Origin of the sequence: Ideonella sp. A 288, assembly GCF_002198735.1 — a bacterium.
Lineage (GTDB): Bacteria > Pseudomonadota > Gammaproteobacteria > Burkholderiales > Burkholderiaceae_C > Pseudaquabacterium.
The window spans coordinates 50226-69228 of record NZ_MWLO01000128.1 but is presented as its reverse complement, the minus strand read 5'-3'; the positions used below and the strand labels follow the sequence as shown (position 1 = coordinate 69228).

Genomic DNA, 19003 nt, shown 5'->3' with positions numbered 1-19003 from the left:
CGGCTCAGCGCGCCTTGGCCCGGATCTCGGGCAATGCCTTGCGCAGGTAGTACACCATCGACCAGATGGTGAGCACGGCGGCCAGCAGGATCAGCGCCGTACCCCACAGCCGCGTGTCGACGACCCCCATCAGGGCACCGTCGTAGAGCAGGAAGGGGATGGCCACCATCTGCGTGACCGTCTTGAGCTTGCCGAGCATGTGCACCGCGACGCTGCGCGAGGCGCCGATCTGGGCCATCCACTCGCGCAAGGCCGAGATGGCGATCTCCCGGCCGATGATGACCAACGCCACCAGGGCGTTGACACGGTCGAGTTGAACCAGGATCAGCAAGGCCGCGCAGACCAGGAACTTGTCGGCCACCGGATCGAGGAAGGCACCGAAGGCCGAGGTCTGGTTGAGCTTGCGGGCCAGCCAGCCATCGAGCCAATCGGTCAAGGCGACCACCACGAACATCACCGTGGCAACCAGGTTGCGGGTCGGCGCATCGAAGGGCGTGTAGAACACGCCGACGATCAATGGGATCGCGATGATGCGGGCCCAGGTCAGCAGCGTCGGCAACGTCAGGAACATGGTCCGATCCTAACGGACGCAGGCGCTCGCCAAGAAACCCCGCTGGCAAGCCCCGAGTCCCTGCCCGCAGCACCGCAGCGCCAAGAAAGCGGCGCAGCACCCCGGCCGTGGATCAAAGGTCGAGTGAGCGCGGCTTGAAGCGGCGGCCGTCGTCGAACAGGAAGACCTCGTTGAACTTCCAGGGTTTCGGCAGGTGCGACACATCGCCGAAGGGCGCGGCGCGGCGCACGGCATCGATGGCCAGCTGCACGGTGTCGCGCGCCTGCGAGGGCTGGCGCATCACCTCGATGCGCTTCACGCTGCCGTCGGCGTTGAGCTCGACCTCGAGCACCGGCACCGCCAGCAGCGGCTCGGGCACCAACCCGGTGTAGGTGGTCGACTGGTTGGCGGCCACCATGCGCTGCGCGGCCATCACCCGGTAGTCGTCCCAGTTGCGCGCGCGACGCGACGGCGCGCTCGGCTGCACGGCCGCGACCGGCGGCGGCGACGGTGCCGGGCGTGCGGCCACGGCCGGCTTGGGCGCCACCGACGTCGGCGCGGTGCTCACGGGGGCCGGCGTGCCGAGCTGGCGCGTGCCGCAGCCCGCCAGGGCCGTCAGGGCGAGCACGCCCACCCATCCGCGCACACGATGACGACGCACGGTCGCCGGGGACACGACAGCTTCAATGCAATGCACGGTAGATCTCCTCTGCCAATTCATGCGAAATGCCTTCGACACTGGCCAGCTCGTCGACACTGGCGGCACCCACCCCTCGAACCCCGCCAAACCGCTGCAACAGCCTGGCGCGCTTCTTGGGGCCGACCCCGGCAATCTCTTCCAGCCGACTTCCGCCGGTGCGCACACTGGCGCGCCGAGCCCTCATGCCGGTGATCGCGAAACGGTGCGCCTCGTCGCGGATCTGCGCCACCAGCATCAGCGCGGCCGAATCATGCCCGAGGTACACCTTGTCACGTCCGTCGGCGAACACGAGCTCCTCCAGACCCACCTTGCGGCCCTCGCCTTTCTCGACACCAACGATCAACGACAGATCGAGGCCGAGCTGGATAAATACATCGCGTGCCATCGACACCTGGCCGCGACCTCCGTCCACCAGCACCAGGTCGGGCAGGCGCAGGCCCTTGGCTGGCACGGCCTCCTCGGTGCCGGCCAGGTTCGCCGCGGCACGTGCCTCGGCCACCTTGCCGTAGCGCCGCAGCAGTACCTGCCGCATCGCGGCGTAGTCGTCGCCACCGGTGATGCCGTCGATGTTGTAGCGGCGGTAGTCGGCATTGCGCATCGCATGCTGTTCGTAGACCACGCACGAGGCCTGCGTCGACTCGCCCGCCGTGTGGCTGATGTCGAAGCACTCGACGCGGAAGCGGTCCAGGTCGTCCACCGCCAGGTCCAGCGCCTCGACCAGCGCGCGCGTGCGTTCGCGCTGCGACCCTTCTTCGGCCAACAAGCGCGCCAGCGCAATCTGCGCACCCTTGTCGGCCATCTCGAGCCACACGCGACGCTGCTCACGTGGCTGGTGCTGCGCGGCCAGGCGCACGCCGGTCTGCACCGACAGGGCGTCGAGCAGGCCCGCGTCGACCGCGTGGCTGGTCACCAGCGATGGCGGCGGCGCCACGCCCAGGTAGTGCTGCGCGATGAAGGCCTCCAGCACCTGCGGCTCGACCGCCGTCTGCCCGGCCAGGTCGTCGGCCTGTTCGGCCGACAGCGCCGCGGCCTCTTCCACGTGAGCCGGGAAGTAGGCCCGGTCGCCCAGGTGGCGCCCGCCACGCACCATGGCCAGGTTGACGCAGGCCCGGCCTCCCTGCACCCGCACGGCCAGGATGTCCACGTCGCGGTCGCGCGCCGACAGGCTACTCTCCTCGACGCTCTGCTGGTGCAGCACCCGCGACAGCGCCGAGATCTGGTTGCGCACCTCGGCCGCCCGCTCGAACTCCAGCGCATCGGACAGCGACATCATCCGCTCCTGCAGCGACTCGATCACCGCCTGCGAGTCGCCGCGCAGGAAGCGCTCGGCATGGGCCACGTCGCGGCCGTACTCGGCCGGGTCGATCAGCCCGACGCAGGGGCCCGAACACCGGCGGATCTGGTACAGCAGGCACGGCCGCGAGCGGTTGGCGAACACTGTGTCCTCGCAGGTGCGCAGCCGAAAGGCCTTCTGCAGCAGCAGGATGGTCTCCTTCACCGCCCAGGCCCCCGGATAAGGCCCGAAGTACGTGTGCTTGCGATCGACCGCGCCGCGGTAGTAGGCCACCCGCGGGAACGGGTGGTGCACCAGCTTCAGGTACGGATAGCTCTTGTCGTCGCGGAACAGGATGTTGAACTTCGGGTTCAACGTCTTGATCAGGTTGTTCTCGAGCAGCAGCGCCTCGGCCTCGGTGCGCACCACCGTGGTCTCCATGCGCACGATGCGGCTGATCATGTGGCCGATGCGCGTGCCGCCGTGGTCCTTCTGGAAGTAGCTCGAGACCCGCTTCTTCAGGTTGCGTGCCTTGCCCACGTACAGCACCGCGTCCTGCGCGTCGAAGTAGCGGTACACCCCGGGCAGGCTGGGCAGCGCCGACACCTCGGCCAGCAGGCGCGCGTGGGCGATGGCCTCGGCGTCGTCGACGGGGTCGGCAGCAGGTTCGTCGGCTGGCGTGCTCATGGTGGCGCCATTCTGCCGTCGGGCCCCTGCGGCCCGCATCGAAGCCATGCCCTGCCCGGCGGGCCATGCCGATAATCGCCGCCATGCTGTGGGACCTGTTCTGCCGCGTCGTCGACAACCATGGCGACCTGGGCGTGGCCTGGCGCCTGTCGGCCGACCTGGCGGCGCGCGGCCACCGCGTGCGCCTGTGGGTCGACGATGCGTCCGCGCTGGCCTGGATGGCGCCACGGGGTGCGGCCGGGGTGTCGGTGCACCCCTGGCCGGCCGAAGGTGCGTTCGTGCCGCCCGGCGAGGTGGTGATCGAGCTCTTCGGCTGCGAACTGCCCGTTGCGGTGGTCGACGCACTGGCGGCGCGCGAGCCGCCTCCGGTGTGGATCAACCTCGAGTACCTCAGCGCCGAGCCCTATGTCGAGCGCTGCCACGGCCTGCGATCACCGCAATCGACCGGGCCCGCCGCGGGCTTGAACAAATGGTTCTTCTACCCGGGCTTCACGCCGGCCACCGGCGGGCTGTTGCGCGAAACGACCCTGACCGAGGAACAGGCGGCCTTCGACGGCCCGGCCTGGCTGGCCGCGCGCGGCTGGGCCGCGCAGCCCGGCGAACAGGTCGTGGTGCTGTTCTGCTACGACGCGTCGGCCCTGCCGCGGCTGGTGCAGGCCTGGGCCGGCCAGCCGACGCTGCTGCTGGCCTGCCCCGGTGCGGCGCAGCGCACGCTCGACACGCTGCCCGACACGCCCGGCCTGCGCCGCATCGCCCTGCCCTGGCTCGCCCAGCCCGACTTCGACCGCCTGCTGTGGAGTGCCGACCTCAACCTGGTGCGCGGTGAGGATTCGTTCGTGCGGGCGATGTGGGCCGGCCGGCCCTTCGTCTGGCAGATCTACCCGCAGGACGACGGCGCCCACGCCGCCAAGCTGCAGGCCTTCGGAAGCCTGTTCGAGCGCACGGTGGCCGCGCCAGGGGCGGCCGAGCGGCTGGCCTTGTCTCTCGCCTGGAACGGCCTGGCCCCCTGGCCCGACGGCCTGCCCGACCCCGACGACTGGCGGCAGGCCGCCTTGCGATGGCGCAAGGCGCTGCAGGCCCAATCCGACCTGTGCACACAGCTTTGCGGGTGGGTCGCCGAAAGGCGTTAAAATTCAAGGCTTTGCGCAAAGCGCAGCCGATCCACCCAGAGAACCGAGGCCCGATGAAGGGCCCCGAGCAGGTACCGTCATGAAAATCGCTCAAGAAATCCGCGCCGGCAACGTCATCATGCAGGGCAAGGACCCCTGGGTCGTGCTCAAGACCGAATACTCTCGCGGCGGCCGCAATTCGGCCACCGTGCGCATGAAGCTCAAGAGCCTGCTGAACAACCAGGCCACCGAGACCGTGTTCAAGGCCGACGACAAGATGGACCAGATCGTCCTCGACAAGAAGGACTGCACCTACACCTACTTCGCCGACCCGATGTACGTGTTCATGGACTCCGACTACAACCAGTTCGAGGTCGAGGCCGAGAACATGGGCGACGCCATCCAGTACCTGGAAGACGCCATGCCGGTCGAAGTGGTGTTCTACGACGGCAAGGCCATCTCGGTCGAACTGCCCACCTCACTGGTGCGCGAAGTCACCTGGACCGAACCCGCTGTCAAGGGCGACACCTCGGGCAAGGTGCTCAAGCCGGCCAAGCTGTCCACCGGCTTCGAGATCCCCGTGCCCATCTTCGTGGCCCAGGGCGACAAGATCGAGATCGACACCCGCACGCACGAGTACCGCAAGCGCGTCTGAGCGTCACCGCGGTCGATCGAAGGGGCACCTGGCGGTGCCCCTTTGTCATGGCGCGGTGCTAATGTCGCGGCCATGACTGTCACACCCCCACCGAACCTGCCGACCGACCGACGAGGCGGCACCGAGGCGTCGGGCAGCCGACGCGCGTGGCCGCCATGAGCTTCGATTTCGACGCGGCGGTACAGGCGCCGTTCCGCATGCAGCCCGGCCTGCGCCGGCTGGGCCCGGGGGCCACCCAGCTCACGCCGTCGGTGGTGCCGCATCGCGGCGCGGCGCGCCACCTGCGCGAGAAATTGGCCGTGCTGTGGGCCTACCCGTGGCAGGCCCTGCTGGTGCAACCGGGCTTCGATGCCGGGCCCGCGCTGGCAGCCCTGGCCGGGCATGCGGCCACCGAGCACCCGGGGGCCCTGCGCGTCGACGGCCCCGACTGGGTCGCACCCTGGCTGGGCTGGCGGCTCGACGCCGACGACCGGCCCGTGCAGGTGCACGGCGGCTGGCCCGAGATCGGCAGCTTCCTCGCCCAACTGCCGGCCCCGTGGCGGCGCGCGGCGCTGATCTCGCTGGTCTTCGCCGAAGACTTCGCGATCGTGGATGCGCGCGACGGCACCATCCCATGGCTGGCCGTCGCGCTGCCCTCGGTCTGGGCGCCCGAAGAAAAGATCGGCCGACACTTCGCCGAGGTGCACGCCCCGGTGGCCGACAACCGCCTGGTCGTCAATGCCAGCGAGCACCTCGTGCGCCTGGTCACCGGCACCGACCGTTGGGAGCGCTTCGTCTGGAACCTCACGGCCCACCCGCGGCTGCACGCGCACCCGCAGCGCGTGGACCCGGCGCGCTGGGCGCCCGGCCTGGAGGGCGACGCCCTGGCCGCACAGACCTGGTGGCGCACCGAGCGGCAGACCTTCATCCCGGTGCCGGGCGCGCGCCAGGCGGTGTTCACGATCGGCGTCGACACCCAGCCCCTGCCGCAGGCCCTCGACACGCCACAGCGCGCCGCCCGCGTGCACGATGCCGTGGCCTCGATGAGTGAGGCCGTGCTCGGCTACCGCGGCCTGACCGCCGTGCGCGAGCCGCTGCTGCGCTGGCTGGCACAGCGCGCCTCGGCCGCCGCGCCGTCGCCATGAGGTTCGGCCCGGTGCGCCCGGCGCGCATCGACTTCAGCGACCCGCAAGCACCCACCTCGCCCGACTTCGGCGACGTGTACCACTCCCGTGCCGGGGCGCTGTTGCAGGCCCACCACGTGTTCCTGCAGGGCAACGGGCTGCCCGGGCGCTGGGCCGGTCGCCCCCGCTTCGTCGTGCTCGAAACGGGCTTCGGCCTGGGCCACAACTTCCTGGCCACCTGGGCCGCCTGGCGGCAGGATGCGCAACGCTGCACCCGCCTCTGGTTCGTCTCGATCGAGAAGCACCCGCCGACGCTCGCCGACCTGGCCCGCGTCCATGCCGACTCGCCGCTGTCGGCCCTGGCTGGCGAATTGCAGGCGCAGTGGCCGCCCAGCACGCCCGACCTGCATGCCATCGACTTCGAGCGTGGCCGCGTCCGCCTGCTGCTGGTGCAGGCCGACATCGCCGCGGCGCTGCCCGAACTGGTGGCCCAGGCCGATGCGATCTACCTGGACGGCTTCGCGCCCGCGCGCAACCCGGCGATGTGGGACGCGCGCCTGCTGCGTGGCCTGAACCGGCTGGCCGCCCCCGACGCCACGGTGGCCACCTGGAGCGTGGCGCGCGACGTGCGGGAGGCCCTGACCACCGCCGGCTTCGCGATCGAGCGCGTGCCGGGCATCGGCGGCAAGCGGGAGATCACCGTCGGCCGCTTCGCGCCGCGCCATGTGGCGCCACCGCCGCCAGGGCGCCGCGCGCATGCGGCCGTGGCGGGCAGCGTGGCCCGCTCGGCGGTCATCGTCGGCGGTGGCCTGGCCGGCGCCGCGGCCGCGCAGGCACTGGCCGCGCAGGGCGTGGCCACGCTGGTGCTGGACCGGCACGCCGAGCCGGCGCAGGAGACCTCGGGCAACGCCGGCGGGCTGTTCCACGGCATCGTCCACCGCGACGACGGGCCGCACGCCCGCTGGTTGCGCGCCGCTGCCTTGCTGGCCCATCGCCGCTACGCCCCGTTGGTGGCCGCCGGCGCCGTGCCCGGGCGCACCGACGGTCTGTTGCGTGGCGAGCAATCGATGTCGATCGAGGCCATGCGCGAGGTCGTCGCGTCGCAGGCGCTGCCGGCCGCCTGGGTCGAGGCCTGGACGGCGGAACAGGCCCGTGCCTGGACGGGCCTGCCATGGTCCGGCCCGGCCTGGCACTACCCCACCGGCGGCTGGGTGTCGCCGCCGGCCCTGGTGCGCGAGTCGCTGCAACACGACGGCGTGCAGTGGCGTGGCGGCACGCTGGTCCAGGCGCTGCGCCGGCACGGCGATCGGTGGCACCTGCTCGGTGGCGACGGCCAGGTGCTGGCCGACGCTGATGTGGTGGTGCTGGCCAATGCCGCCGATGCGGCGCGCCTGCTGGGCACCGCGCCCGGGCCCTGGCAGCGCGTGCGCGGTCAGGTGAGCCTCTGGGCCGGCGCGCCGCACCCGCTGCCGCACCCCGTGGCCGACAGCGGCTATGCGCTGACGCTGGCCGATGGCCGCTTGCTGTTCGGCGCCACGTCGCAGCCGGACGACGAGGACCCAGCCGTGCGCGACAGTGACCATGCGCACAACCTCGGCGTGCTGCGGCGCCTGACCGGCCCGTCGGTCGACGCGTGCGACGCCGCGGCGCTCGGCGGCCGCGTCGGCTGGCGGATGCAGACCGCCGACCGCCTGCCCTGGATTGGCCCGGCGCCGTCGTTCGATGGGGCCGCGCCGCCCCGGCGCGACCAGCCCCGTCTCGTGCCACGGCGCAGCGGCCTGTACCTGCTGGCCGGCCTGGGCTCGCGCGGACTCACGCATGCCCCGCTGGCGGGCGAATTGCTGGCGGCGTGGATCACCGGCGCGCCCCTGCCCCTGCCGGCCAGCCTGGTCGACGCGGTCGACCCCGCACGCTTTGCCGCGCGGGCGGCCCGGCGCAGCGCCGAGCCGCCCGACGCCTGACCGTCAGGCGAAGTCGAGCCGGCGCACGCCCTGCGGCGTGCCCAGCAGGCACACCCGCGCACGGTGCCGCGCGAAGATGCCGACGGAGACCACCCCGGGCCACTGGTTGACCTCGGTCTCCATCGCCAGCGGGTCGGCGATGCGCAGGCCGCGCACGTCGACGATCAGGTTGCCGTTGTCGGTGACCACCCCGGACCGCACGGTGGCCTGGCCGCCATAGGCGACCGCGAACCGGCGGATGACCTGCGCCGACGCCATCGGGATCACCTCGACCGGCAACGGATAGGCGCCCAGCACCTCGACCAGCTTGGACTCGTCGGCGATGCAGACGAAGCGCTCGGCCAGATCGGCGACGATCTTCTCGCGCGTCAGCGCGGCACCGCCGCCCTTGATCATGTGGCCGCGGCCGTCGATCTCGTCGGCGCCGTCGATGTAGACCGGGATGCCGGCGACGGCGTTGGCATCGAGTACCGCGATGCCATGCGACTGCAGCCGCTCGGTGCTCTTCACCGAACTGGACACTGCACCCGCGATGCGGTCCTTGATCGTCGCCAGCGCGTCGATGAAATGGTTGACGGTGGAGCCGGTGCCGACCCCGACGACGGTGCCGGGCACCACGTGATCGAGCGCAGCGCGGGCGACCAGCGCCTTGAGTTCATCCTGGGTCATCGACATGGCGTTGGAGGGTCGTGGGGGACAATCCGCAATTATGGCTTTCGTCCCCTATGCCCTCACCCGCCCCTTCCTCTTCGGGCTCGACCCGGAGCGCGCGCACGACCTCACGCTCGACGCCATCGCCGCGCTGCAGGACAGCGCCGCACGCCGCCTGTGGGCGCAGAAGCGCGTCGACGATCCGGTGACGCTGGCCGGCCTGCGCTTTCCCAACCGCGTCGGCCTGGCCGCCGGGCTCGACAAGAACGGCCGCTGCATCGATGGCCTGGGCGACATGGGCTTCGGCTTCATCGAGGTCGGCACGGTGACGCCCAAGGCGCAACCCGGCAACCCGAAGCCGCGGGTGTTCCGCCTGCCCCAGGCCGATGCACTGATCAACCGGCTGGGCTTCAACAACGAGGGGCTGGAATCGTTCATCGCCAACGTGCGGCGCTCGCGCCGCTTCCGCGCTGGCGGCGGCGTGCTGGGGCTGAACATCGGCAAGAACGCCGCCACCCCGATCGAGCGCGCGGTGGACGACTACCTGATCGGCCTGGCCGGGGTCTACCCGCACGCCGACTACGTCACCGTCAACATCTCCAGCCCCAACACGAAGAACCTGCGCTCGCTGCAGTCCGACGAGGCCCTGGATGCCCTGCTGGCCGCGCTGAACACGCGCAAGGACGAACTGCGCCGCCAGCATGGTCGCGTCGTTCCGATGTTTCTCAAGATCGCGCCGGATCTCGACGACGCCCAGGTCCAGTTGATCGCCGCCACGCTGCAGCGCAATGGCCTCGACGGCGTCATCGCCACCAACACCACCATCGCCCGCGATGCGGTGCAGGGCCTGCCGCATGCCGAAGAGACCGGCGGCCTGTCGGGAGCCCCGGTGCGCGAGGCCAGCCAGCGCGTGGTGCGCGCGTTGCGCCAGGCGCTGGGCCCCGACTTCCCGATCATCGGCGTGGGCGGCGTGATGAGCGCCGCCGACGCGCTGGCCAAGCGCGCCGCCGGGGCCGACCTGGTGCAGGTCTACACCGGTCTCATCTACCGCGGACCAGGCCTGGTGCCCGCGGCGGCCCGCGCACTCGCCGGGCGCTGACGGCGACGGCGCGCGCATCGGCGTCCCGCGCCACCGACCCGCGGCCGCGGGCCATCCCACGCGCATCGGGCCGCGGCGCCTGTGTGTCCACCCCGACCTGACCGCCGCCCTCGGCCGCGCGGCACACTAGGGTCAACCCGCTGGTCGCCACACCCCAAAGTTGTATGATGACCTGATCAATTTCAGGGGGCATTCATGCGGCGCAAGGTCGGACTGGTGGGGCTCGGTGCCATGGGTCGCGGCATGGCCGGCTCGCTGCGGCGCGCCGGCTTCGACGTGCACGTGTTCGACGTCCGGCCGCAGGCCGTGGCCGGCTTTGTCGCCGATGGCGGCGTGGCCTGTGCGTCGCCGGCCGAGCTGGCGGCGGCGTGCGAGGTCGTGGTCTCGGTGGTGGTGAATGCCGCGCAGACCGAATCGGTGCTGTTCGGCGACGGCGGCTGCGCTGCGGCCATGCGCGCGGGCAGCGTCTTCGTGATGTGCTCGACAGTCGATCCGCACTGGTCGGTGGCGCTCGAGGCCCGGCTGGCCGAGCGCGGCCTGCTGTACCTCGACGCACCGATCTCCGGCGGCGCCGCCAAGGCGGCCAGCGGCCAGATGACGATGATGACCGCCGGCACCCCCGCAGCCTACGCCGCCTGCGGCGACACCCTCTCTGCAATGGCCGCCAACGTCTACCGGCTGGGCGACCAGGCCGGTGCCGGCAGCAAGGTCAAGGTCATCAACCAGTTGCTGGCCGGCGTGCACATCGCCGCCGCCGCCGAGGCCATGGCGCTGGGGTTGCGCGAGGGCGTGGACCCGGCCGCGCTGTACGAGGTCATCACCCACAGCGCCGGCAACAGCTGGATGTTCGAGAACCGCATGGCCCATGTGCTGGCCGGCGACTACACGCCACTGTCGGCGGTGGACATCTTCGTCAAGGACCTGGGCCTGGTGCTCGACATGGCGCGCGCCAGCAAGTTCCCGCTGCCGCTGTCGAGCACGGCGCACCAGATGTTCATGCAGGCCAGCACCGCCGGCTTCGCCCGCGAGGACGACAGCGCGGTGATCAAGATCTTCCCCGGCATCGAACTGCCCAAGGAAGCCTCATGACCACGCCCAAGCTGCTCATCGGCTGCATCGCCGACGATTTCACCGGTGCCACCGACCTGGCCAACAACCTGGTGCGCGCCGGGCTGCGGGTGGTGCAGACCATCGGCGTGGCCACCGAGCCGCTCGACCTGGCCGCCGACGCGGTGGTGGTGGCGCTGAAGTCGCGCACCATCCCGGCGGCCGACGCGGTGGCCCAATCGCTGCAGGCGCTGGCCTGGCTGCGCGCGGCTGGCGCGCAGCAGATCTACTTCAAGGTGTGCTCCACCTTCGACAGCACGGCGCAGGGCAACATCGGCCCGGTGACCGAGGCACTGATGGACGCCCTGGGCGCCGACTTCGCCGTCGCCACGCCCGCCTTCCCCGACAACCAGCGCACCGTGTTCAAGGGCTACCTGTTCGTCGGCGACGGCCTGCTCAACGAGAGCGGCATGCAGCACCACCCGCTGACGCCGATGACCGACCCCAACCTCGTGCGCGTGATGCAGGCGCAATGCCGTCGCCGCGTCGGGCTGATCGACCACGCGGCGGTGGCCGCGGGCGAGGCCGCCGTGCGCGCCCGCATTGCCGCGTTGCGCGCCGACGGCGTGGGCATCGCCATCGTCGATGCGGTGTCCAACGCCGACCTGCTGCGCCTGGGCCCCGCGCTGAAGGACATGCCCGTGGTGACGGCCGGGTCGGGCCTGGCGATCGCGCTGCCGGCCAACTTCGGCATCGCGCCGTCGACCACCGCCGCCGTCCTGCCGCCGGCCCAAGGCCTGCGGGCCGTGCTGTCGGGCAGCTGCTCGCGCGCCACGCTGCGCCAGGTGGCGCACTTCCAGGCCCAGGGGCTCCCGGTGCGCAGCATCGATCCGCTGCGACTCGCGTCGGGCGCCGACAGCGTGGACCAGGTGCTGGCCTGGGCCGAGCCGCTGCTGGCCAGCGGGCCGGTGCTGGTGTATTCGTCGGCCGACGCCAGCGCGGTGGAGTCGGTGCAGCAGCAGCTGGGCACCCAGGCCGCCGGCAGCCTGGTCGAGCACGCGCTGGCCGGCGTGGCACGCGGCCTGGTCGAGCGCGGCGTGCGCCAGCTGGTGGTGGCGGGCGGCGAGACGTCCGGCGCCTGCGTGCAGGCCTTGCAGGTCTCGCGGCTGCGCATCGGCCCGCAGATCGATCCTGGTGTGCCGTGGTGCCATGCGCCGTCCGACGTGCCGGGCCAGCCCGGCCTGCACCTCGCGCTGAAGTCGGGCAACTTCGGCAGCGACGACTTCTTCACCAAGGCCTTCGCGCAACTGGCGTGAGCACGGGGCTGGCATGAGCATCGACCCTCTCCGCGACGAGATCTGCCGCGTCGGCCGCAGCCTGTTCGAGCGCGGGCTGGTGCATGCCACGGCCGGCAACCTCAGCGTGCGCCTGCCGGCCGAGGCCGGTGGCGGCTACCTCATCACGCCCACCGACGCCTGCCTGGGCTTCCTCGACCCGGCGCGGCTCGCCCACGTGGGCCCGGACGGACAGCAGCACTCAGGTGACGCGGCCAGCAAGACACTCGCCCTGCACCGCCGCATCTACGCCGCCGACGACGCGGCGCGCTGCGTCATCCACACCCATTCGACGCACCTGGTGGCGTTGACCCTGCTCGGTGGCGTGTCGCCGGGGCAGGACATGCTGCCACCGATCACGCCCTACTTCGTCATGAAGGTCGGGCATGTGCCGCTGATCGCCTACCGCCGGCCGGGCAGCCCCGAGGTGGGCGAGCTGGTCGCAGCGGCCATCGCCGACGCACGCGAACGCGGCGCGCCCATCCGTGCCGTGATGCTCGACCGCCTCGGCCCCAACGTCTGGCACCACAGCCCCGCCGCGGCGATGGCCGTGCTGGAAGAACTCGAAGAGACGGCGCGGCTGTGGCTGCTGGGCCAGCGCGCCATCGCGCCGCTGCAGCCCGGACAGATCGACGAGCTTCGCCAGGCCTTCGGCGCCACCTGGTGACGCCACGGCCGCACCGCCCCATTTCCGGAGACACGAACCATGCCGCGCTTCGCCGCCAACCTGTCGATGCTGTACACCGAGCTGCCGTTCCTCGATCGCTTCGAGGCGGCATCGCGCGACGGCTTTCGTGCCGTCGAGTACCTGTTCCCCTACGCCTTCGACGCCGCCGCGCTGCGCACGCGCCTGCAGGACCACGGCCTGCAGCAGGTGCTGTTCAACGCGCCGCCGGGCGGCCGCGACGGCGCCTCGGCGGTGGCCGCCTTCGACGCCGGCCAGCGCGGCACCGCCTGCCTGCCGGGGCGCGAGGACGACTTCCGCACCGGCGTGGCGATGGCGCTGGAGTACGCCGCCGCGCTGTCCTGCCCGCGCATCCACGTGATGGCCGGCCTGGCCCCCGCCGGCGCGGACCGTGCCGCGCTGCGCGCCACCTACGTCGCCAACCTGGCCTGGGCCGCGCAACAGGCCGCGGGGGCCGGCCTCGACGTGCTGATCGAGCCGATCAACACCCGAGACATCCCCGGTTTCTTCCTCAACCGGCAGGCCGAGGCGCACGCCATCGTCGCCGAGGTCGGCGCGCCGAACCTCAAGGTGCAGATGGACCTGTACCACTGCCAGATCGTCGAGGGCGACGTGGCGATGAAGCTGCGCCAGTACCTGCCCACCGGCCGCGTGGGCCACCTGCAGGTGGCTGGCGTGCCCGAGCGCCACGAGCCGGACATCGGCGAACTGAACCACGACTACCTGTTCAAGGTGATCGACGAACTCGGCTTCGACGGCTGGATCGGCTGCGAATACCGGCCCAGCCGCGGCGCCCAACCCGGCGGCACCTCGGCCGGCCTGGGCTGGATGAACCGCCTGGCCACCGCCAGCTCGCCCGGCCGCTGAGCGAAAACCCCGAGCCGCCAACGGCGGCGGCAGGGGCCAGCGCCACCTAGACTTGTCCGACAACTTTTCCGTTCCCCTGCGGCCCGCACAGACAGGCCGCCTCACCCCAGGAGATCTCCGATGAAACTCGCCTCGCTCGCCCTCGGCATCAGCCTCGCCTTCGCCCTGGCCCCTGCGGCCATGGCCCAGACCACCATGCGCATCAGCATCTCGGTGGCCCAGAACTCGCACCAGGGCGTGGCCATCGACACCTTCGCCAAGGAAGTCGAGAAGCGCACCGCGGGCCGCATCAAGGTGCAGCCCTTCTACTCCGGCTCGCTCGGCGGCGAGCGCGAGTCGATCGAGGCGGTGCAACTGGGCACGCAGGAACTCACCTTCACCTCCACCGGCCCGGTGCCCAACTTCGTGCCCGAGGCGCGGATCCTCGACATCCCGTTCCTGTTCAGCGGCAAGCCGCACGCCCGCGCCGTGCTCGACAGCAGCATCGGCCAGGAACTGCTCGCCAAGTTCGAGTCCAAGGGCTTCAAGGCGCTGGCCTGGGGCGAGAACGGCGTGCGCCACATGACCAACAGCAAGCGCGCGGTCAACGCCCCCGATGACCTCAAGGGCCTGAAGATGCGCACGATGGAGAACCCGGTGCACGTGGCCGCCTACAAGGGCTTCGGCATCGTCACCACGCCGATGGCCTTCCCCGAGGTGTTCACCGCGTTGCAGCAGGGCACGGTCGACGGCCAGGAGAACCCGCTGTCGGTGATCATGGCCGCCAAGTTCGACCAGGTGCAGAAGCACCTGTCGCTGACCGGCCATGTCTACTCGCCGGCCATCTTCCTGATGAACAAGGCCTCGTTCGACAAGCTCTCGGCCGCCGACAAGACGGCCTTCCTCGAAGCCGCCAAGGAAGGCGTCAAGGCCAACCGGGCCCGCGTCGACGAAGACGATTCCAAGGGCGTGGCCGAGTTGCGCAGCAAGGGCATGAGCGTGGTCGAGAACGTCGACAAGGCCAAGTTCGTGGCGGCGCTGACGCCGGTGAATGCCGAGTTCGAGAAGCAGTTCGGCAAGGCCAACATCGACCGCATCCGGAACTACAAGTAACCCCCCGGAGCGCCTGCGGCGCTTCCCCCCAAGGGGGCGGACGCTGGCGGCCCGGCAAAGCCGGTTCCGCGGCGTCTGCTGGTGGGCGGCGCAGCCCTTCGGGCCTGCGGCCGTGCCGGCACCCCCTTCGATTGAACCTCACAGGAGCGAGGATGCCTGGCATCAAGGACGGTTTCTTGCGCGTGGAACGGATCACCACCGCCGTGTCGATGGCCGTGGCCTGTGCCATGCTGGCCACGGCCTCGGGCCTGGGCATGCTCCAGATCATCACGCGCTTCGTGCTCGAGACACCCGCCGAGTGGACCGAGGTGCTGATCCGCTTCACGCTGATCTGGATGGTCTTCATGGGCATCCCGATGGCCTTCCGCCAGGGCTCGATGGTGAGCGTCGACGTGCTCTACCGGCGCAGCGGCCCACGCGGCCGGCGTGTGCTCGACGGGGTGGTGTGTCTGGCCGCGCTGGTGCTCATCGGCATCATCATCTGGTGGGGCTGGGACTACGCCAACCGCGGCAAGGTGCAGACCGTCACCGGCCTGGAAGAGGTGTCGATGTTCTGGGCCTACCTGGCCATGCCGGTGGGCGGGTTGTTCAGCGTGGTGGCCCTGATCGGCAACCTGATCGACCCGCAGCGCCATGAACTGGAGACCGCGCAATGACCACCGCCATGCTGCTGACCATGGTGCTGTGCTTCGCGCTCAGCGTCTCGGTGGCGGTCTCGATCGGCCTGGCCGCGATGCTGGGCATCCAGGCCTCCAACGCCAACATGCTGCTGTCGGTGAAGGAGATGTTCTCCTCCATCAACAAGTTTCCGCTGGCGGCCATCCCCTTCTTCATCCTGGCCGGCAACCTGATGGAAACCGGCGGCATCTCGCGCCGGCTGGTCGAGTTCGCCAAGAGCCTGGTGGGCGGCGTCCAGGGCGGCCTGCCGATGACCTGCGTGCTCACCTGCATGATCTTCGCCGCGGTGTCGGGCTCGTCGGTGGCCACCACCTTCGCCATCGGCGCCATCCTGATCCCGGCGCTGATCAAACATGGCTACCCCACGTCCTACGCGGCCGCGCTGCAGGCCACCAGCGCCGAACTGGGCGTGATCATCCCGCCGTCGATCCCGATGATCCTGTACGGCGTCAGCGCCGAGGTCTCGATCGGCGAACTGTTCATCGCCGGCTTCGGGCCGGGGCTGCTGATCGGCGGCGCACTGATGGCCTTCGTGTGGGCCTATTGCAAATGGAAGGGCTGGGGCAAGAACGATGGCGATGGCCGCCTGTCCGTCGGCCGCGCCACCTGGCAGGCCGGCTGGGCGCTGATGATGCCGGTGATCATCCTGGGCGGCATCTACGGTGGCATCTTCACGCCCACCGAAGCCTCCGCGGTGGCGGTGTTCTATGCGCTGGTCGTGGGCATGGTGATCTACCGCGAGATCGGCCTCGGCGACCTCTACGGCATCCTGCGCAAGTCGGTGCTGTCGGCCGCGGTCATCATGTTCATCATCGCCAACGCCGGCCTGTTCGCCTTCCTGATCACCCGCGCCGGCGTGCCCGACACCATCGGCCGCTGGCTCGAAGCGGTGCTGCAATCGCCGACGATGTTCCTGCTGGGCGTGAATGCGGCTCTGTTCGTGATCGGCATGTTCATCGAGACCAGCGCCGCCATCATCGTGCTGGCCCCGATCCTGGCGCCGGTGGCCATGCACTTCGGCATCGACCCGGTGCACTTCGGAATGGTCATGGTGGTCAACCTGGCCATGGGCATGATCACACCGCCCTTCGGCGTCAACCTGTTCGCGGCCTGCACCGTGGCGCGCATCTCGCTGGACCGCATCGTCGTGCACCTGCTGCCCTTCGTCGGCGTGATCATGGCCTGCCTGATGGTGGTGACCTATGTGCCGTCGCTGTCGCTGTTCCTGCGCGACCTGGTCTACGCCAAGTAGCCCCCGACATGGCCTCGCGTCTGTCCCCGGTCACCAGTGGCGCCCGCCTGTCCGAGCAGGTAGCGCAGCAGCTGGCGGCACAGGTGCGCGACGGCACGCTCGCACCGGGCGCCAAGCTGCCCACCGAGGCCCGGCTGGTGGAGCAGTTCCAGGTCAGCCGCACCGTGGTGCGCGAGGCGGTGGCCCGGCTCAAGTCGCAGGGGCTGGTCGACTCGCGCCAGGGCAGCGGCGTGTTCGTCTGCGCCAGCCCGGCGATCGCACCCCTGAATTTCGATCCGCGGCACGCCGGCTCGCGTCAGGCGGTGGTGCAGATGGTGGTGGTGCGCCGCGCGCTGGAATCCGAGGTGGCGGCGCTGGCCGCGCAGCGCCGCACCGCCACCGGCCTGCGGCGCATCCGCCAGGCGGTGGCGGCCCTGGACAGTGCCGTGCAGGCCGGCGGCGATGGTGTGGAGGAGGACGTGCGCCTGCACCGCGCCATGGCCGACGCCGCGGGCAACCCCTTCCTGATCGACACCCTGGATTACCTGGCGCAGTTCCTACGGGGGGCCACGCGGGTGACGCGGGCCAATGAGGCCCGCCGGGCCGACTTCGCGCAGCAGGTGCGCGAGGAGCACGCGGCCATCGTGCAGGCCATCGAGGCCGGCGATGCCGATGCGGCCCGGGCGGCCGCGGCGCGTCACATGGACAACGCCATCCGCCGCATCGAGAGCGCCGACCCGGCCTTCTGGCGCCAGCAGGGCGCGCGGCTGGCTCAGCCGCTGGTCATACGACAGGCGCCCTGACGCGGCGCCGCGTCAACCCGGCCGCGCCAGGCGCCGCAGCCTCACTGCAAGGGCACGCCCGTCTTCGACTGCAACTCGTCGCGGGTGACGCCGGGCGCCATCTCGACGACCTTCAGGCCATGCGGCGTCACGTCGAGCACCGCCAGGTCGGTGATGATGCGGTCGACCACGCCCACGCCCGTCAGCGGCAGTGTGCAGGCGGGCAGGATCTTCAGGTCGAAGCCGCCGTCCTTCTTGCGCGCCACGTGCTCCATCAGCACGACCACGCTCCTGACGCCGGCCACCAGGTCCATCGCGCCGCCCATGCCCTTGACCATCTTGCCGGGGATCATCCAGTTGGCCAGGTCGCCCTTCTCGCTGACCTGCATTGCGCCCAGGATGGACAGGTTGATCTTGCCGCCGCGGATCATCGCGAAGCTCTCGTGCGAGCCGAAGATGCTGGAGCCGGGGATGGTGGTCACCGTCTGCTTGCCGGCGTTGATGAGGTCGGCGTCGACGGCGTCCTCGGTGGGGAACGGGCCGATGCCGAGCATGCCGTTCTCGCTCTGCAGCCAGACCTCGATGCTGGGGTCGACGAAGTTGGCCACCAGCGTCGGCAGGCCGATGCCCAGGTTGACGTAGAAGCCGTCCTGCAGTTCCTTGGCCGCGCGCGCGGCCATCTGGTCGTGGGTCCAGGCCATGGTTCAGGCTCCCTTCGTTTCGGTCGACTTTTCGGTGATCGTGCGCTTCTCGATGCGCTTCTCGGGCGTGGCGTTCAGCACCAGGCGGTGGGCATAGATGCCCGGCAGGTGCACCGCATCGGGGTCGAAGGTGCCGGTCTCGACGATCTCCTCCACTTCCACCACCGAGATGCGGCCGGCCATCGCCACGGCCGGGTTGAAGTTGCGCGCGGTGCGGCGGAACACCAGGTTGCCGCTCTTGTCCGCCTTCCAGGCCTTGACCAGCGCCACGTCGGGCAGCAGCGCACGCTCCATGACGTACACATGGCCGTCGAACTCGCGCGTTTCCTTGCCCTCGGCCACCAGCGTGCCCACACCGGTGCGGGTGTAGAACGCCGGGATGCCGGCACCGCCCGCGCGCAGGCGCTCGGCCAGCGTGCCCTGCGGCGTGAACTCGAGCTCGAGTTCGCCGGCCAGGTACTGGCGCTCGAACTCCTTGTTCTCGCCGACGTAGCTGGAGATCATCTTCTTGATCTGCCGCGTCTCGAGCAGCTTGCCCAGGCCGAAACCGTCGACGCCTGCGTTGTTGCTGATGACGGTGAGGCCCTTGGCACCCGAATCCTTCAGTGCCTCGATCAGTGCCTCGGGGATGCCGCACAGCCCGAAGCCGCCGACCGCGAGCAACTGGCCGTCATGCACGATGCCGGCCAGGGCCGCCGCCGCGCTGGGGTAGATCTTGTTCATGCCGGGGAACTCCGCAATGTGTCCGAAGGGGCGAAGGGTACTACCTACGGCATTACGTAGGGGATACGTAGAATT

At 70.6% G+C, this 19003-nt stretch carries 19 protein-coding genes; 13 read left to right on the top strand and 6 right to left on the bottom strand.

All coding sequences use genetic code 11. The annotated features are described in order from the left end of the window. Nucleotides 1-4 precede the first annotated feature (4 nt). The 3 genes from pgsA to uvrC all read right to left on the bottom strand — a co-directional run bounded on the left by pgsA (nucleotide 5) and on the right by uvrC (nucleotide 3210). Nucleotides 5-571, bottom strand: coding sequence for a CDP-diacylglycerol--glycerol-3-phosphate 3-phosphatidyltransferase (pgsA, locus tag EOINJALH_RS16685; RefSeq protein WP_088282051.1), 567 nt, complete (start codon nucleotides 569-571; stop codon nucleotides 5-7). A gap of 112 nt (nucleotides 572-683) precedes the next feature. After that, entirely contained in the window at nucleotides 684-1178 is a 495-nt protein-coding gene (locus EOINJALH_RS16680) for a hypothetical protein (RefSeq protein ID WP_234413889.1), read from the bottom strand. A gap of 55 nt (nucleotides 1179-1233) precedes the next feature. Beyond that, nucleotides 1234-3210, bottom strand: a complete 1977-nt coding sequence (gene uvrC / locus EOINJALH_RS16675; RefSeq protein ID WP_088282239.1) for an excinuclease ABC subunit UvrC — start codon at nucleotides 3208-3210, stop codon at nucleotides 1234-1236. Nucleotides 3211-3293: 83 nt separating this feature from the next. Between uvrC and earP the strand changes: the two genes are divergently transcribed. The 4 genes from earP (at nucleotide 3294) to mnmC (ending at nucleotide 8038) form a co-directional block, all read left to right on the top strand. Beyond that, nucleotides 3294-4340 (top strand): elongation factor P maturation arginine rhamnosyltransferase EarP, encoded by a 1047-nt coding sequence (earP, locus tag EOINJALH_RS16670; protein WP_088282047.1) that lies wholly within the window; start codon nucleotides 3294-3296, stop codon nucleotides 4338-4340. Nucleotides 4341-4419: 79 nt separating this feature from the next. Further along, on the top strand, nucleotides 4420-4974 hold the full coding sequence (efp, locus tag EOINJALH_RS16665) for an elongation factor P (protein WP_088282045.1): 555 nt from the start codon (nucleotides 4420-4422) through the stop codon (nucleotides 4972-4974). A gap of 155 nt (nucleotides 4975-5129) precedes the next feature. After that, the gene (locus EOINJALH_RS16660) at nucleotides 5130-6098 is read left to right on the top strand and encodes a heme-dependent oxidative N-demethylase subunit alpha family protein (protein WP_144290054.1); all 969 of its coding nucleotides are present in this window, start codon (nucleotides 5130-5132) and stop codon (nucleotides 6096-6098) included. Next, nucleotides 6095-8038: an FAD-dependent 5-carboxymethylaminomethyl-2-thiouridine(34) oxidoreductase MnmC gene (mnmC, locus tag EOINJALH_RS16655; RefSeq protein ID WP_088282041.1), complete on the top strand. Its 1944-nt coding sequence runs from the start codon at nucleotides 6095-6097 to the stop codon at nucleotides 8036-8038. Before EOINJALH_RS16660 ends, mnmC begins: the two co-directional genes overlap by 4 nt. A gap of 3 nt (nucleotides 8039-8041) precedes the next feature. Here the strand turns inward: mnmC and rpiA are convergent, their stop codons facing one another. Continuing rightward, nucleotides 8042-8707, bottom strand: a complete 666-nt coding sequence (gene rpiA, locus EOINJALH_RS16650; RefSeq protein ID WP_088282237.1) for a ribose-5-phosphate isomerase RpiA — start codon at nucleotides 8705-8707, stop codon at nucleotides 8042-8044. Nucleotides 8708-8747: 40 nt separating this feature from the next. Between rpiA and EOINJALH_RS16645 the strand changes: the two genes are divergently transcribed. The 9 genes from EOINJALH_RS16645 (at nucleotide 8748) to EOINJALH_RS16605 (ending at nucleotide 17525) form a co-directional block, all read left to right on the top strand. Continuing rightward, entirely contained in the window at nucleotides 8748-9788 is a 1041-nt protein-coding gene (locus EOINJALH_RS16645; RefSeq protein WP_088282039.1) for a quinone-dependent dihydroorotate dehydrogenase, read from the top strand. Between the two features lie 195 nt (nucleotides 9789-9983). Continuing rightward, nucleotides 9984-10877 carry an L-threonate dehydrogenase gene (gene ltnD, locus EOINJALH_RS16640; RefSeq protein ID WP_088282037.1) on the top strand — a complete coding sequence of 298 codons (894 nt, stop codon included), beginning with the start codon at nucleotides 9984-9986 and terminating at the stop codon, nucleotides 10875-10877. Next, nucleotides 10874-12151, top strand: a complete 1278-nt coding sequence (otnK, locus tag EOINJALH_RS16635; protein ID WP_088282035.1) for a 3-oxo-tetronate kinase — start codon at nucleotides 10874-10876, stop codon at nucleotides 12149-12151. The genes ltnD and otnK overlap by 4 nt, the downstream gene beginning before the upstream one ends. Before the next feature lie 13 nt (nucleotides 12152-12164). Beyond that, nucleotides 12165-12836, top strand: coding sequence for an aldolase (locus EOINJALH_RS16630; RefSeq protein ID WP_088282033.1), 672 nt, complete (start codon nucleotides 12165-12167; stop codon nucleotides 12834-12836). 39 nt (nucleotides 12837-12875) lie between these two features. After that, nucleotides 12876-13721, top strand: a complete 846-nt coding sequence (otnI, locus tag EOINJALH_RS16625; protein WP_088282031.1) for a 2-oxo-tetronate isomerase — start codon at nucleotides 12876-12878, stop codon at nucleotides 13719-13721. Between the two features lie 120 nt (nucleotides 13722-13841). Then, nucleotides 13842-14813 (top strand): TRAP transporter substrate-binding protein, encoded by a 972-nt coding sequence (locus EOINJALH_RS16620; RefSeq protein WP_088282029.1) that lies wholly within the window; start codon nucleotides 13842-13844, stop codon nucleotides 14811-14813. A gap of 161 nt (nucleotides 14814-14974) precedes the next feature. Next, nucleotides 14975-15469, top strand: a complete 495-nt coding sequence (locus EOINJALH_RS16615; RefSeq protein ID WP_088282235.1) for a TRAP transporter small permease — start codon at nucleotides 14975-14977, stop codon at nucleotides 15467-15469. Further along, entirely contained in the window at nucleotides 15466-16743 is a 1278-nt protein-coding gene (locus tag EOINJALH_RS16610) for a TRAP transporter large permease (protein WP_088282027.1), read from the top strand. The genes EOINJALH_RS16615 and EOINJALH_RS16610 overlap by 4 nt, the downstream gene beginning before the upstream one ends. Nucleotides 16744-16751: 8 nt before the next feature. Then, nucleotides 16752-17525, top strand: a complete 774-nt coding sequence (locus EOINJALH_RS16605) for a FadR/GntR family transcriptional regulator (protein WP_088282025.1) — start codon at nucleotides 16752-16754, stop codon at nucleotides 17523-17525. A 41-nt stretch (nucleotides 17526-17566) separates the two neighbouring features. Here the strand turns inward: EOINJALH_RS16605 and EOINJALH_RS16600 are convergent, their stop codons facing one another. Both EOINJALH_RS16600 and EOINJALH_RS16595 read right to left on the bottom strand, forming a co-directional pair. Further along, on the bottom strand, nucleotides 17567-18205 hold the full coding sequence (locus EOINJALH_RS16600; RefSeq protein WP_088282023.1) for a 3-oxoacid CoA-transferase subunit B: 639 nt from the start codon (nucleotides 18203-18205) through the stop codon (nucleotides 17567-17569). Between the two features lie 3 nt (nucleotides 18206-18208). Next, nucleotides 18209-18928: a CoA transferase subunit A gene (locus EOINJALH_RS16595; RefSeq protein WP_088282021.1), complete on the bottom strand. Its 720-nt coding sequence runs from the start codon at nucleotides 18926-18928 to the stop codon at nucleotides 18209-18211. Nucleotides 18929-19003 lie beyond the last annotated feature (75 nt).